This window comes from uncultured Planococcus sp., assembly GCF_947501725.1.
GTDB classification, from domain to species: domain Bacteria; phylum Bacillota; class Bacilli; order Bacillales_A; family Planococcaceae; genus Planococcus; species Planococcus donghaensis_C.
Genome location: NZ_CANMXD010000002.1, coordinates 318,492 through 333,179, shown reverse-complemented (window position 1 = coordinate 333,179; position 14,688 = coordinate 318,492). Strand labels below are relative to the sequence as shown.

Annotated in this window: 12 protein-coding genes and 1 riboswitch; of the genes, 2 read left to right on the top strand and 10 right to left on the bottom strand. The window is 46.3% G+C overall.

The window, feature by feature from the left end:
• Nucleotides 1-41: 41 nt before the first annotated feature.
• The 7 genes from Q0785_RS03870 to Q0785_RS03840 all read right to left on the bottom strand — a co-directional run bounded on the left by Q0785_RS03870 (nt 42) and on the right by Q0785_RS03840 (nt 10,454).
• Nucleotides 42-2,777: a M14 family zinc carboxypeptidase gene (locus Q0785_RS03870; protein ID WP_298825712.1), complete on the bottom strand. Its 2,736-nt coding sequence runs from the start codon at nt 2,775-2,777 to the stop codon at nt 42-44.
• A 265-nt stretch (nt 2,778-3,042) separates the two neighbouring features.
• On the bottom strand, nt 3,043-3,945 hold the full coding sequence (locus Q0785_RS03865) for a 5'-methylthioadenosine/S-adenosylhomocysteine nucleosidase (protein WP_298825709.1): 903 nt from the start codon (nt 3,943-3,945) through the stop codon (nt 3,043-3,045).
• Between the two features lie 168 nt (nt 3,946-4,113).
• A riboswitch (purine riboswitch) is annotated at nt 4,114-4,216 on the bottom strand.
• Nucleotides 4,217-4,329: 113 nt separating this feature from the next.
• A complete protein-coding gene (locus Q0785_RS03860) occupies nt 4,330-5,685 on the bottom strand; it encodes a VWA domain-containing protein (protein ID WP_298825705.1) in 1,356 nt (451 codons plus the stop codon).
• A 148-nt stretch (nt 5,686-5,833) separates the two neighbouring features.
• Nucleotides 5,834-6,280 carry an SRPBCC family protein gene (locus Q0785_RS03855; protein WP_298825702.1) on the bottom strand — a complete coding sequence of 149 codons (447 nt, stop codon included), beginning with the start codon at nt 6,278-6,280 and terminating at the stop codon, nt 5,834-5,836.
• A gap of 283 nt (nt 6,281-6,563) precedes the next feature.
• Nucleotides 6,564-7,436, bottom strand: coding sequence for an AraC family transcriptional regulator (locus Q0785_RS03850; protein ID WP_298825700.1), 873 nt, complete (start codon nt 7,434-7,436; stop codon nt 6,564-6,566).
• A 131-nt stretch (nt 7,437-7,567) separates the two neighbouring features.
• Nucleotides 7,568-8,245 (bottom strand): serine/threonine protein kinase, encoded by a 678-nt coding sequence (locus Q0785_RS03845; RefSeq protein WP_298825697.1) that lies wholly within the window; start codon nt 8,243-8,245, stop codon nt 7,568-7,570.
• A 595-nt stretch (nt 8,246-8,840) separates the two neighbouring features.
• On the bottom strand, nt 8,841-10,454 hold the full coding sequence (locus Q0785_RS03840; RefSeq protein ID WP_298825694.1) for an alpha-glucosidase: 1,614 nt from the start codon (nt 10,452-10,454) through the stop codon (nt 8,841-8,843).
• A 584-nt stretch (nt 10,455-11,038) separates the two neighbouring features.
• Here Q0785_RS03840 and Q0785_RS03835 point away from each other — a divergent pair.
• On the top strand, nt 11,039-11,245 hold the full coding sequence (locus Q0785_RS03835) for a TM2 domain-containing protein (protein ID WP_223635617.1): 207 nt from the start codon (nt 11,039-11,041) through the stop codon (nt 11,243-11,245).
• A 42-nt stretch (nt 11,246-11,287) separates the two neighbouring features.
• Entirely contained in the window at nt 11,288-11,794 is a 507-nt protein-coding gene (mug, locus tag Q0785_RS03830; protein ID WP_298825688.1) for a G/U mismatch-specific DNA glycosylase, read from the top strand.
• Nucleotides 11,795-11,835: 41 nt separating this feature from the next.
• Here mug and Q0785_RS03825 read toward each other — a convergent pair whose 3' ends face one another.
• The 3 genes from Q0785_RS03825 to Q0785_RS03815 form a co-directional block, all read right to left on the bottom strand.
• Nucleotides 11,836-12,375: a DUF1697 domain-containing protein gene (locus Q0785_RS03825; protein ID WP_298825685.1), complete on the bottom strand. Its 540-nt coding sequence runs from the start codon at nt 12,373-12,375 to the stop codon at nt 11,836-11,838.
• Nucleotides 12,376-12,405: 30 nt separating this feature from the next.
• Nucleotides 12,406-13,365 (bottom strand): Abi family protein, encoded by a 960-nt coding sequence (locus Q0785_RS03820; RefSeq protein WP_298825682.1) that lies wholly within the window; start codon nt 13,363-13,365, stop codon nt 12,406-12,408.
• 144 nt (nt 13,366-13,509) lie between these two features.
• Nucleotides 13,510-14,637, bottom strand: a complete 1,128-nt coding sequence (locus Q0785_RS03815; protein WP_298825679.1) for a 5-methyltetrahydropteroyltriglutamate--homocysteine S-methyltransferase — start codon at nt 14,635-14,637, stop codon at nt 13,510-13,512.
• Nucleotides 14,638-14,688: the final 51 nt, after the last annotated feature.

The following is a 14,688-nucleotide window of genomic DNA, read 5'->3' as shown; positions in this document are numbered from 1 at the left end:
CTTTGCTTATTTTATTCATCAAAGAAACTTACTGCTAGTGCTCATGGTTTTTTAGCTTTGCTGGTTTCAACCGGTACCTCTACGCGGACTGCATCGTAGATCGAGTTGGCCAACAAACGGTAAGAGTGTTCGGTATGGGCACGGAAAGCCAAATCATTGGCAAACAGCGTGTACGTCGTCTCGCCGCTATCTGCTGTAAATGCCATCGTTTGGCCGCGAGCTTTTTCGTGTTCCGGCCACCAGCCGGCAATATAGAAATCATCGCTGTCCTGGAAGCTGGCCAATACTGCTGCACTTTCCGGAACACTGGAAATCCAAGAACCGGTCGTTACATATAAGTTTTCCTGCTGCTCATAACCCGCAGTCAACAGATTTTCAGCAACTGTGGCTTTTACGAGGCCTTCATGTCTGGCGCCTGTGTTGCTGAACGCAAACCCTGGAAGCAATCCACTATCACTGACTGCCTTCAATGCCGGTGTACCGATGCCGACATAGGTTTTACCGCTCACTTGTTGAGCATCAAACGCGCTGGCATCACTGACGATGACATCCGCATTCTCTGGCTCCACCAACTCGAAGCCGAGCTGGCGCAAGGAGAAGTTCAATTGCGCAGAACCGGTTGCTGCAACACTTGGCTGCTCCAGAACTTCAACAGCGGCATTTTTATCGTTGCCGAAAGACTGCGCTTCAAAATAATAATCATCTGCATACGGACGCAAATCATTCGTAGCTACTACATAATCGCCTGCTTCTGCTCGTCCGATGCTCTCTGTCAGCACTTCCACTGTCTTGCCTTCAGCAAGCAAAGCATTAACGACACGAACTGCGTCATTGGTCGAGTTTTCAAGAATTTGTTTAGGCGGATTTCCTTGAATATCGCTTGTTGGAATGACTACTTCAGATACTTCCTTGGTCTTGCCGTCAAACAGTCCTTCCTCACGAACTTCCACAAGGTCGAACCCTCTCAAATCGGAAAAGTTGACGACGATCGGGTCGTACATTGCATCCCAATCGGATACATCGTCTCCTTCATATAGCATGGCATTTGCCAATCCGCGTTTCGCCTGATGCATCGGCACGATGAATGTTCCTTTCGGATACGTTATGCCGTCAATGGCTGTCGGCTTGGTCGTCTTCTCGACTTCCACACCATTGCGGATCAAATACTCCGCCATCTTATAAGCTTCCAATACATTTTTTTGCGTTTTGGAATCTGCCGGAATGACATAATAATCCGGGAAGAAGTTTTCATTGCCGTCACGGATCCGGCCGATGGACTCACCCGCTGCGTTGACCAGATGCTCATCGACAGCACGATTGTCTTCTCCGTTGACTCCACGTTTGAAAATCTCCAACTGTTCTTTATACAAATCATCTTTATTGTCATGCACATATTTTGCTGCACCCAATCCACTGCCCACTAAGGCATTGTAAGAATCCTGGCTGAGCGTCGGCACTTCGATTGTGTGGCTGAGCGCACCATGGAGCATGCCATACATCGCAGTGTAGGCCGGGGTCATATCATCCCAACCAGATTCGTAGCCTTCTTTGGCAATAAAATAAGAGGTCAGATCTGAATTGGCGATTCCCGCATTGCCTAAAGCATGTGCTTGTTCCATCATATTGCCGATCAACAAGTCATATTCGAAATTCGGGTTATGCGGCGGTGTAGCCGGTTCAATCAAGAACCCATCGACATAGCCATGAAAATCGATGAAAGATAAAGGGGTCCACTGTGACACCACTTCATTCACCTGCTGTGTCTCTAACTGCGTTTGGTAAGCATTATCCCGATTCAAGTCAAAGCCCTCACCATTTGCCCGTGTATTGGCCGCTCTGCCATCCGGGTTACTTGTGAACATGTACAGGAAAATCGCATCATCCAAAACATCGTCCACATTCAGGGTCTCGCTAATTTCCGTTGTACCTTCTGTATTATTGAAGATGATTTCTTCTTCGAGTGCAAACTTCTCCAGCAATTCAACTTGAACATCCACACCTTCCACTTCATCCGGGTGGATATTATTGAACCAGATTGGAACCTGGTAATCTTCCATCGATCCATCTTCAAGCTTTTCGATCAGGCTTGCCGGATCTTCCAAAGCTGTCGGCAGTGTTTCATGAAGATATGTATCCACTGCCTCTTCATCTCTCGCAAGAATGACGAAATGAATGTCGCGCCCTTGAGAGGTTTCCCCTACTTTTTGATACTCAAGATACCGGTCATTATCACCGTCTTCTTCAGCAGCTTCGAAAATTTCATCGATCGCTGGTTTCAATTCGTCGTAGACTTTGAATTCGTCATAGACATTCCACTCGACAGTTGCAGCCGCTTTAGCGCCGCTTTCTGAATCGATCATGGCCAATTCATAGTCACCGATGAACTGCTGATATTGCGTACGGATTGTACGGTTTGATAAATCTCCCGTCCCGTAAGGCAAACCGAACTCCAATGTTGCTGCGATTTCAGTGGTACCTTCCACGAGGGCAGGTCCTTCAATAACGGTAATGAAAGGAGCGCCGTCGTAATTAGTTCCTGAGGTCCAAGTCTGCCATTCGGACAATGGTTTGCCTCCAAATTGAAACTTCAGATTCTGCAGGTCCACACCTTCTCCTAAATCAGCGCTGAGTTCTACAGTACGCACTTCTGTCATTGAAAATACCGATTGGCTGAGTTCCAATTCCGTGGCCTGATCTGTCTCAACAGCGGCCATTGACGGCACAAACAACGACAACATCAAAACGGCTGCTGCCACACTCGAAATCATTTTTTTCATCCATTCACCCATCCCTTCCAATTTGATTTGGTTCTTACACCCACCAATATAACAGAATATTTCGCATTCCGAAAAGCTAAATCAATTGTTTTTCAAAGTCAGTACTTTCTTCCAGTTTTTCAATCCATTTCTTCTGTCAACTATAGTTTGATAGTCACCTGGTTAAAATCTGAAAATAGGACCATTCAGTCATTATACAAAAAAAGCACAAACTTTTGAGAAGAAACAAAAGTTCGTGCAGGGCCTCAATGATTGAAGTTTTTCTTTATTCACTTTCTAAAGAAGCAATATACTCTTTAACAACCTCATAGACATATTCCTGGTTCGCTACTGCCGTGTCTGCATTATAAGCGCCGTCGTTGGTTTTATTGTTCGACAGAATTCGGATTGCGAGGAAAGGTACGTCATAGGCTTTCGAAATCATCGCAACAGATGCCGATTCCATTTCTTCAACTGATGTGCCATAGTTTTCATGGAACCAGTTGATGCGGTCCACTTCGTTGTTCCACAAGTCAGCCGAACCGATTGTCCCTTCAACGATTTTCCCTTTGGTATAGCTGTCCTTCACTGCGTTCGCTGCAGCCAATAGATCAGCATCCCCTTCATAATAGCGGGCCTTTTCCGCATTCGGATCTTCTCCTGCACTTCCTTCAGAAGCCATGACGTCCATCGGCTTCCATTCAGTCGGTTCAATTCCTTCACCTGCTGCACGGTCTCCGGTCTTCATTGAGCCGATGTTGACCGTACGTTCTCCAAGAACGATATCAAACACATTCAGTTCCGGATCGTGCCCACCTGACGTTCCCTGATTGATGATGGCTGCCGGATTGTATTTTTCAATAGCGATTGCCGTAGAGGCAGCCGCGTTTTCCATGCCTTTGCCTGTTTTCGATACGATGACTGGATAGCCATCAACCGTACCGATATAAAATTCATACGTCGAACCTGATTCTTCCACCTTTACGTTTTCAAGGCGCTCCGCGAAGGTTTCAGCTTCGATTGGCATGGGTCCCTGAATCAGGATCGGTCGTTTGGTTTCTTCTTTGTCTTCTGTTGCTTCAGCTTCATCCGCTGAACTGCACCCAGCCAGCATCGTAAATAAGATCATGGCCATGATGGATAATAAAATATGTTTGCTGAACCTTTTCTTCGATTGACTCTTTTTCATGTGAATTTCCTCCTTGATGTCTGCTCAACAGCAATGCGGCCAAAGAAAAAGGCCCTAAAACGGTCCAAATCTCTAACTTTTGGACATTCGGGAGCCAAAGTTTAAATTGAATAAGGAGAGCTGATCCACACGCCACGCATTCAAAAAGTGATTGGCCGAAAACTCGGCTAACCAGATACTTCGGCTCGTAGTCCGGTTCTTTAAGGGGAACCTGGTAGAAACACTCGGACCGTATTACCGAGTTTATACGAGCGATATATTGTTTGTCTGTCACTTGGCAACTATAGCAAACACAATATAGCTGGTCAACAAAATAACGAACATTAAACCATAAGTAACATTTTAATGTTCGTTAAATCAGGATATAGTGATGGTTTTCACTCTTTAAGAAGCGTAATCCCCTTCTTTTTCCTCACTTTTTTCTTTGACCTTCTTTTCCAATTGTTCATATATATCTTTGCGGATGGCATCTTTCCGCTCTTTTTCCTGCCTGAAGTATTGAGTAAGGGTTTCATGTCTCGTAGTTGCCAATTTATTGTATTGGTCGGCCGCTTCCTCGTCTTTGAATTTCCCAAACTCCTTCAGCTCATATTGCAGGCTATGCATTTTATTGTTTTCAGCCAGGGATTTCCCGTAGATTTCATTATTGTACATCAATAAGTCTCCGGCAATATCGTTGCTTTGCTGGAGGATTTCCAAATATCGGTCATTTCCCCACGCCAGCCATTCCCAGTAAAGGCGACTATGTTCCTGTTTGAGGTACTCATTTAAATCGCTCTCCGAATAGACGGATTTATATTGTCCATTTCCCGCTTTTGCTACAGCTTCAAGCTGTGCCTGGCCTTCATTGTCAACATCAAAGCCGATGATGTTCACTTCCGCCTGAATAGCGGATCCAGTCAATGAAGCAGCAGCAGACACTGGATCACCGCCACAAGTTTCAATTCCATCACTGACTACATATACCACATTACGGACATTGTCACCTTTTTGTTCTTTGAGATCTTCCTCCGCAGCTTCAATCGCCCCTGCTAAAGGTGTCCAACCTGTCGGAGCGAACTGATCCAAGGATTTGCTGAATGCCTGCTCATCATAGACACCCAGATCATAGACCACTTCGTTGCTGTTACAGGACATATCCTTGTCCGCATTGGTGCCGGTCCCTTCATGTCCATAAACCCGAAGCATGACGTTGGATCCTTCCGGCAAGTCTGCTGCATATGTCTGCACTGCCTCTTTAGCCAGTTTCATCTTTTCACCACCCGATACCTGTCCTGCCATGCTTCCACTTGCATCGAGCAGAATTGCGACATTCACCGTTTCTTCCTGAGGCAATGTGATGCTGTCTTCCGTAGTAGAGGAATCCATGGTAATCACGGGATCAATGGCTTCAAATTTCTCTGCGGCTTCCTCAATGTCCACTGCCACCAGTGAGACTGCAAAGGAATAGGCCTCCTCTCCTGACATTCCTTCAGGTGCCGCTTCCAGTTCTGCTTGCAGCTCCTCCTTTTGCTGATCCGTCATTTGCTGGATATTGTATTTGCCCTTCTCTTTCACAATCTCTTCTACATTATGTACAGCCGCTTCCGCAATTTCGGTTTCTGCCACCGTTTCTTCTTCAGCTGTTTTCTCTTGCCCAGCAGCCGGCACCTTAGTTGCCTCACCTTCATTACCGGAACATCCCGTAAGTATTGCGGTGGATAAAAAGCCAGCCACCATCAATCCGTTGAACTTCTTCATAAAGCATTTCACTCCATTCGTCTTTCTTTAATCAGTTTACGGCTTTGTCCATAAAGAAGTTTCGTTTTCCAGAGTTATTTCCAATAAATAAAAAGCCATACCTTCCATCCAGTTCACTGGTGGGGTATGGCTCTTCGGCCTCATGGCGTCAGTCTGTTTCGCAAATATCTTTAAGATTTTTCAGGGTCTGTTCTGCCGAATTGTCCATCAGCTTTTTCACGATCAGCTTATTGGCGACTTTCCCCAGGACACTGCCCGGCAATTCATATTCCATTTCAAACTTGACCTCTGTTCCGGTTCCTTCAGTATGATAAGTCCAAGACTGCTTTGAATTGATGGCTCCACTGATGTGGCCGTTCCAAAAACGGCTATTGCCTGCACGTGATTTTTCCATCACTTCAAGTGATATGGGCAGGTTCATCCCCAGCAAGGTATATTTCATGTCCATGGTTGTCCCTACTTCACCGTCCCCTTTTAAATTCTCAAGTTCCGAAAGACCTGTATACCATTGGTGCCAATAAACAGGATTTGACGCATAGTTGAAAACTTCCTCAACCGACCGATCGATCACAATACTTTTTCGAATCGCCCACATGCTTTTTTCCTCCTCCGTATACTGATTTTCACCATTTAGGCCATATCCACTGTTTTTCAGTTAATGCACACAATTTCCCTTTTCTTTATGTAGGTTCATCTTATTATCCTTTTAGGACATTGTAAAAGAAAGGCACTTGTGCCGGTCGAAACCATTGCTTTCAAGAAATGATAGTGGGAAATCAGTTTTTTCGTGTTTACAAGAACCCCGTTTTTATTCACATCAAAAAACTCTCCAGCGCATCAACGGCCACTGAAGCCGCTGATGCGCTGGAGAGCAACTGTCATTCCTGGCGTTTCTTCACCGGAATCCAGATTTCACTATAGACATTCTGCAGATCCGACATATCCCCGTTGAAGGAAATTTCCGGTCCGTGGACCAATTCATAGTTTGAAGATGGCAGCCAGTCCGAAAAGATTTTTCCCCAGGTGTCCTGCAGCTTTTGCGGAAACGGACCTTCCAGACTGAAAATCGCCCATCTTCCCGCAGGCACTTCCACGATATCAAAGCCTTCGAAATCGCCTTCTAAGGTCGTAATCGATCCCACCAGATGATCCAGCTGGCCTTTTTCCTCCAAGCGCTCATCATCAAAGTTAAGCGATGCGTTAACGACAGTCTGGACATCCGTGTTGCGCCATTGTTGCAATTGCTCGCGCTGTTCGCCAGTAATGGACTGCGCCATCTTCATGATTTCCGGATTGTGCCCTTCGAAAACGATAGGCACGCGTTTTTTGATTCCCACCAATTTAAAGGCATCTTTTTCTGCAATGCGGTATTCCATATCCATCCCTCCTTGAATCGTCAATTGGAAAGTCAGGCGTGGAAATGCTTTGAAGCGGTCGCTGTTCTTCACTTCCGATGGACTCATGCCAGACCATTCACGGAACGCCCGGCTGAAGCCGTCTGCCGAGTCATAACCGTATTTGACGGCTACATCCAACACTCTTTGTTCCCGCTGCAGATCGATCGCGGCTTCCGACAATCTCCGGCTGCGGATGTAGCTGCTCAATCCCATGCCCGACAAATACGAAAACATTTTCCGGAAATGGAATTCCGACACGCCGGCAATTGCCGCTACTTTAGTGAAATCGATGTCTTCATCCAGATGGCCCTCTATATAGCGCAGCGCTTCATTCATATCCTTCAGCATATCCATGCATAACCCTCCTTTCCCTTTCAATTCTAAGCTGAATAAAACCGGCGCATCCGATTTTTCCTGTACGGAAATGGTCGTTTCATTGTTGTTCCCGCATAGTTTTCTCAGCCGGAAACTCATTGAAGACGTTACTATTTCCAGTAACTCATCTGTTTCGAGACGATCTTCATGAACTCATCAAAAGAAGACGAGTATCGGTTCCAATGATGGTACCACTTCCTAATGGTGTCCAATAGCCAGTACGGCATCGGCTTGCCATCGATGAGTGGATAATATTCCTCATAGGCTTTTTTCAAATGCTCCCACCTAAAATCATTGCCGGGTTTTATATACTCGGAAACATCCAGAAGCTTCGCCCGCCCGTTCTGCAATAAAATATTCTTCAAATGGATATCCCGTGGATTTAACCCGATTTGCCGGATATAATTCCTGGCCTCTTCTACATCCTCCATCACTCGTTTCGAAACATGAACTCCCTGCAGCAGACAATCGAACAGGGTTAGGCCTTCTTCGTACTTGATCACCAGCAATCGGTCCGTTAGACCATAACAGCTGGAGAAGTAGTAGGACGAATCGATCTGTGCATAAACCTTCGCCTCGGCTTCCAGCTTGTCCTTTTTGTTTTCTGCATATATCTTGAAAGCATATTTTGGCGCCTCCAAAAATTGAAACACTGCTGCATCAGTCCCGACTCCGATGCAGCGGAATCCCTCTGCAATCCCTTCTATGCTAACCGGTTCATTATCCGGATTGGCTACTATTTTGATTGCTGACAGCAATTCCGCAATCTCTTGCCATGATTTCTCCATAACAACTCTCCCTTATCCCCAAAATTGCGTAGCGATTCTTGGTCATTATTTGACGAATGTCTCCACGCTAAGATCCCATTTCGGCGAAAACATTGACAGACTCATGCACATGCTCTATTGTTAACTACGCGATGAGCTCGTTTGCGTAAGACGGACAAGCACTCCTTTTTGGAAACACGTTGTGGAGCGTGGCTTGATACGCCGCAAACTATCGAAAAACATCTTGCCCTCGGGCAAGGTGTTTTTTTCTTTTTAAGGATGAAGTTTGGGATGCCTGCCTTAAGTCTGGTATGCAGCCCAACTATAACTACATAATAGGCGAAAATCCATCATTTCATCTGACTTACAGATTTTATTCATATTAAGGGGAATAAAACAGGCGTAGTTCTTGCATTACATGCGCTGTGGAGGATTTGTTTGCGGAATCGACACCGTTGTTTGCGGAATACCGATGTTTGTTTGCGCAATATCCGGTTTGTTTGCGGAATAGTAGACTTTGTTTGCGCTACAGCAAATTCTCCGCTCATCCGCCGCTGTCCCCAACACAAAAGCCCCTGCCCTCAAGCAATTCGCTTGAGGGCAGGGGCTTTCAGCTTCACAATTCGTAAACGCGTGCTTCAAAAGGCTGCAATTGTTTTGGATCCGGCTGCTGATAATTGTTCAACAAGCAGCGTGCGGATTCTGGCTCGTCCCAATAGCAGGCGTATTCCGTCAAATTGGTGATGACCAATAAGGTCTTTTCTTCATTCGTACGGGTATAGGCATAAATCGATTCGTGGCCGACATCCTGTAGCTCGTAATTTCCGTAAACGAGGACCTCCTGTTGCTTGCGCAGCCAGATCATTTTCCGGTAAAACCAGAGAACGGAGTGCGGATCCCGCAGCTGCGCTGCCACATTGATCTCTTCGTAATTCGGATTGACGCGGAGCCACGGCTCGCCGTCTGAAAATCCGGCATTCGGGCTGGCATCCCATTGCATCGGCGTGCGGGAATGGTCACGGCTCTGCGCTTTGATGATGGTCATCACGGCGTCATGCTCCATGCCTTCCGAACGGTTGAAATGGTACAGGTTATGCGTTTGGATATCGTTGTAATGCGCCAGTTCTTCAAACGGCGCATTGGTCATGCCGATTTCCTGTCCCTGGTAGATGAACGGCGTGCCCTGCATGAAGAAATACATGCAGGCAATCGCCGTGGCACTTTCACGCCAGTACTGCTGGTCGTCGCCCCAGGAAGAGACAATGCGCGGCTTGTCGTGATTTTCCACGAACAATGCGTTCCAACCATGGCCTTCCACAGCTTTCTGCCATTTGGTCAGCACTTCTTTCAGCTTCGGCACGTCGATTCCCGTTGTCGAATCGGTATCCCAAAGGCCCATGCTTTCGAATTGGAACACCATATCGAATTTCCCGTCATCCTCGGAAATCCATTCCTTGATGTCACCTGCCTGGACGCCATTCGCTTCGCCGACCGTCATGATGTCGTGTTTCGCAAATGTCTGATCACGCAGTTCCGCAAGCAGCGGTTGGATGCCTTTGACATTCATCATCTTTTCCCATGCCGGCACATACAGATTCTGTTCCGGGTCCTCGATGTCACTCAACTCTTTTTTGATATGGCTGATGGCATCTACCCGGAATCCATCGATCCCTTTGTCGAGCCACCAATTGACCATGTCATACAAAGACTGCCGCACTTCCGGGTTCTCCCAGTTCAAGTCCGGCTGTTTTTTAGAAAATAAATGCAGATAATATTGTTTGGTTTCCTGATCGTATTCCCAGGCAGTTCCGCCGAAAATACTTTCCCAATTGGTCGGCTCATCGCTCCAGATATACCAATCACGTTTGTCGTTATCAAGTGAAGCGCGTGATTCCATGAACCACGGATGCTCATCGCTTGTATGATTAATGACCAAATCGATGATCAGCTTCATATCCCGCGCATGCACTTCTTCGAGCAAGCGGTCAAAATCCGCCATCGTTCCGAACTCTTCCATAATATCCTGATAGTCGCTTATGTCATAACCATTGTCATCATTGGGTGACTTATACATTGGACAAATCCAAATCACATCAATCCCAAGGTCTTTCAAATAATCCAACTTACTCGTCACGCCGTTGATATCGCCAACGCCGTCACTGTTCGAATCCTTAAAACTCCTCGGATACACCTGATATGCAACTGCTTCTTTCCACCATTTCTTGTTCATAACTGATCCCTCACAAAGACCTTGGCCCGTCTCCCTATCAATCAATCGGCCTTAACCCCTGATTTGTTCCGAAGATGTCCTAACGCCTATTTCAACTTTTATTCGTTTCCATTATCCAGCAACATTTTTTTAGAAAAACTAATTACAAGTTGATAGTGTAGCAGAATTCACAAAAAATTACCAAGGCACCAGACCGACTATTTTATGGATTGTTAGTTGGATACATCACCTTCCCCCTTGTGAATATCTTTTTATATAACCGCTATACCAAGAAAAAAACCTTATTTGTGAAGTTTTCTGACATTATTTTTTATGATACCGTTTTCATGTGGACACATGTCTAATTTATGACTTATTTCACGTTTACATCAATCGCGCTGGAAATCAGGAGCGATATTTAAATAATGTTGGCTGAGGAACTCTAAAATAAAATCATGCTGCTCACCGTTTTAAAAGAACAGATTCCGAGGTGGACGGCATGTACTTTTGAGTTGCCACGAATAATTTCTTTGCTGGTTCATATCATCATTAACTTTATGAAATTCGGGAATACATGATTATAGAAACGGAAAGGATGATCTACAATGAAGAATAAATTGGCAGCCGCGCTGCTCGCGATTTTCCTTGGTGACTTCGGTGCGCATAAATTTTACTTAGGCAAACCGGGCATGGGGATTCTGTATCTGCTGTTCTTTTGGACAGGCATCCCTGCAGTTATTGGTATAATTGAAGGAATCCTCTACTTGTTGCAGTCTGAAGAAGACTTTCAGAGAAAACACGGCAGAGGCTGATCCACTGGATTATTTCTACAGTTTATAAGGAGGCAATGAATTTTGCAGCTTGAACCGATTTCCGACCACCTGCAGAAAGACTTGAAGATTTTATTCGTCGGGTTCAATCCGAGCATCCGTTCTTCGGAAACCGGCTTTCATTACGCCAATCCGAACAACCGGTTCTGGAAAATTCTCCACCAAGCTGGATTGACGCCTCGAAAATACCGGCCTGAGGAAAACAGCGATTTGCTTGCGCTTGGATATGGACTGACGAATATCGTTGCGCGTCCGACCAAAGAAGCCGCGGAAATTTCCAAAGAGGAATATGCCGAAGGCGCAAAGCTGCTGGAACAGAAAATCAGACAGCTGAATCCGAAAGCCGTCTGTTTTGTCGGCAAAGGCGTCTACCAGCAATTCAGCAAACGAAAAACCGTTTCCTGGGGCGTCCAGAAAGAACCGGTCATCCCAGGCATTGCGGAATATGTCGCTCCGTCCTCGAGCGGATTGGTGCGCATGAAGCTGGATGACATTGTGAAGATCTACAGCGGATTGAATGAGTACAAATAGGAAATGCCAAGCTCTGTTGTTCAGAGCTTGGCATTTTTGTTTCATATTTTCTGCAGCAATCCCTGAATTTTTCGGACCGTGTTGACATTGCGGATGGTGACGCGCTGATAAAAGGCAGACTCAACGATTTTCACCATGCCGCTTTTGGTGACCACGTCTCTACTGACCGCCCAAAGAATCGCACCTGGCACGTAGATGACCTGGTCGATGTCCGGCTTGATGGCCAATCCGTCCAGCACTGTTTCTTCATCGACGTCCTGCCATAGAAACAATACATCGCTTTTCATCTGCTGATCGTTCGACCAGTTTTCCGGAATGGCCTCCACGATTTTCTGAAATTCGCCTTCATCATAGACCAGTACATTGATTTTCAGATTAAAGCGGCTATCGATCGCCCGTTCCAAAACCGGCGCCAATTGTTCTTTTCGGTTGCTCTCGTCAGCAAAAATGATATTTCCCGAATTGATATAAGTGGTGACTGAAGACATTCCAGCTTCTTCGAATGCCAGTTTCAATTTCTTCATGTCCACTTTGTTCTTACCGCCTACATTGATTCCCCGCAGCAATGCCACATACTTCATGAAAATCCTCTCCTTCGTTGACTGATGGATTTATTTCACAAAACCAGCATCCTTCACAATCTTTTCGAATGCACGCGCCGGAATCGATTCCTCCAGCTCTCGGATCATCTTCTCCAGTTCCATAGAAAACCAGTCGTAATCATCTTTTGACAGCACCAGCTTCAGCAGGCTCAGCACGGAAAACACGGTCGCACCGCTCAAACTTCCTTTTCCCATATCCAGCATCCCCTCCAACGTACCGAGCTCCACCGGATGCGGGAGATGAAAGCGATAGAGTACTTCTTCGTGCGCAGATTTATTGCGGTACGGGAATACAATGCGCAAAATGGCATCCAAGTCCACCGGCTTCAAATGGATCTCCCCGTACTCTTCGCTATACTCCTCTGCAAAGTCCCGGGCAATGCGCTCCCTCAGCTCTTCGTCGATGACCGTATAGAAATGCGTGATTTGGCCAAGCGACAGAAAATTGACCAGCACCCAAAGCGGTACGTTCTTATGCTTATCGTAAAATTCCCGGATAGCCGGGTACCTCACTTTGTCTCTTTTCTTATGGCTTTTGATCAGATTGCCAAGCGTCGAAATGATGCGGTCGCGCTCATGATGGTGGCGGCTGTCCGGACTATAGTTACCAGCTCCCAAAAAGCTTCCCGCTTCCCTGAACTTTTCGGAAAAGCGGTATGCCACTTTCGACTTGATATTTTTTTCGAATTTCAGCAATTCATTCAACAAAAGCAGCCGCAGCTTCCGGTCAAAGCTGTGCAACGCATAGATATGACCGAACTCCGTGCCCTCTTGATAGCGTTCAAGGCCATAGGGATTGAGCCGTTCATCATCCAGAAGGAATGGCTCCTTATAGCCATCGATTAAAGCATAATAATTCTCGCGTGACAAAATCCGTTTTGCTGCCGCTTTGTCAGGCACTTTCAACCCTCGATCCTCGAGTATCTCCAGTTGTTCCGCGTGGGAGGCAAAATCCTTCACATGTCTCATCCTTTACAAATTCTTCTTATCTTCAACTGTAAGCGAAACGGCTGTATTAATAAACTACTTGCGCACCAAAATAAAAAAGCCGTCCCCGGCATATACTCTTGCCGGGGACGGCAGGTTGAATCTCTTTAATTGGCAGGAGTGCTTTTATGCAGTCCAGACATCATCCGCAATCTTCACGACATGGCGGACTTTTTCCCATTGCTGTTCCGCTGTCAGCAGATTTCCTTCTTCCGTCGAAGAAAATCCGCATTGAGGACTCAGGCATAACTGTTCCAATGGCACATAGGCAGCGGCTTCGCCAATGCGTTTTTTGACTTGCTCCGGATCTTCCAACTCACCGAACTTCGAAGTGATCAATCCAAGGACAACCGTCAAATTCGTTCGGTTGACATGGCGCAATGGTTCAAAGCCGCCTGAACGTTCATCATCGAATTCCAAGAATAGACCATCGACATCCAGTCCGCCAAAAATCGTTTCAGACAAAGCTTCGTATCCTCCGCTTGAGGTATACGTGGATTTGAAATTACCGCGGCAGATGTGCATGGTGACAAGCAAGTCTGCTGGTTTACCGGCAATCGCTTCATTGATGGCGCGTGCACATTGTACAGCCATTTTATCCGGATCCTGGCCTTTGGCACGAAGAGATTCCCGTCCCTCTTCAGAAAAGAACGTCGCCCAAGAGGTGTCATCGATCTGCAGGTAACGGCAGCCTTCATCGTAAAGGGCCGTAATAATATCCTGATAGGCTTTAATCAGATCTGTAAACAACTCTTCGTCCGTATCGTACACGCCATCTTCAAATGACGCACGGAAAAGCAGCATATTCGGGCTTGGGATTGTAAACTTGGCTACCGCATCACCGGCAACACTTTGAAGAAACTTGAAATGCTCAACCATGTAATGGCCATTGAACTTGATCTTGCCGGTCACTTTGATGCCATGTGCTCTCGTTTCCACGCCTTTGAATTGAAGTCCTTTATCCGTCTCGTAGAACTCCACTCCATCAAAGCCGCCAAGAAAATCAAAATGCCACCATTTCCGGCGCAATTCCCCGTCTGTTACAGATTGCAACCCTGCTGACTTTTGCTGTTCAACAAGCTTGGTGATTTCCTCATCTTCAATCAGACGGAGCTCCTTGTCCGTAATCTCACCGTTTTCATGTTGAAGACGTGCTTTTTTCAATCGCTCCGGACGCAGGAAGCTGCCTACATGGTCCCCTCTGAAAGGAGTTAAAGCCGGATTTGTTTGCGTTATCGAGTTCGTCAATGTCATGTCCCTCTTTCCATAGCAGGTATAGGTCGTGATCAGTACTGCTCTTCGCAA

Bases quoted from the DNA above. Each gene is read 5' to 3' on its own strand.
- Q0785_RS03870 (WP_298825712.1), bottom strand. From the start codon at position 2,777: ATGAAAAAAATGATTTCGAGTGTGGCAGCAGCCGTTTTGATGTTGTCG.
- Q0785_RS03865 (WP_298825709.1), bottom strand. From the start codon at position 3,945: ATGAAAAAGAGTCAATCGAAGAAAAGGTTCAGCAAACATATTTTATTA.
- Q0785_RS03860 (WP_298825705.1), bottom strand. From the start codon at position 5,685: ATGAAGAAGTTCAACGGATTGATGGTGGCTGGCTTTTTATCCACCGCA.
- Q0785_RS03855 (WP_298825702.1), bottom strand. From the start codon at position 6,280: ATGTGGGCGATTCGAAAAAGTATTGTGATCGATCGGTCGGTTGAGGAA.
- Q0785_RS03850 (WP_298825700.1), bottom strand. From the start codon at position 7,436: ATGGATATGCTGAAGGATATGAATGAAGCGCTGCGCTATATAGAGGGC.
- Q0785_RS03845 (WP_298825697.1), bottom strand. From the start codon at position 8,245: ATGGAGAAATCATGGCAAGAGATTGCGGAATTGCTGTCAGCAATCAAA.
- Q0785_RS03840 (WP_298825694.1), bottom strand. From the start codon at position 10,454: ATGAACAAGAAATGGTGGAAAGAAGCAGTTGCATATCAGGTGTATCCG.
- Q0785_RS03835 (WP_223635617.1), top strand. From the start codon at position 11,039: ATGAAGAATAAATTGGCAGCCGCGCTGCTCGCGATTTTCCTTGGTGAC.
- Q0785_RS03825 (WP_298825685.1), bottom strand. From the start codon at position 12,375: ATGAAGTATGTGGCATTGCTGCGGGGAATCAATGTAGGCGGTAAGAAC.
- Q0785_RS03820 (WP_298825682.1), bottom strand. From the start codon at position 13,365: ATGAGACATGTGAAGGATTTTGCCTCCCACGCGGAACAACTGGAGATA.
- Q0785_RS03815 (WP_298825679.1), bottom strand. From the start codon at position 14,637: ATGACATTGACGAACTCGATAACGCAAACAAATCCGGCTTTAACTCCT.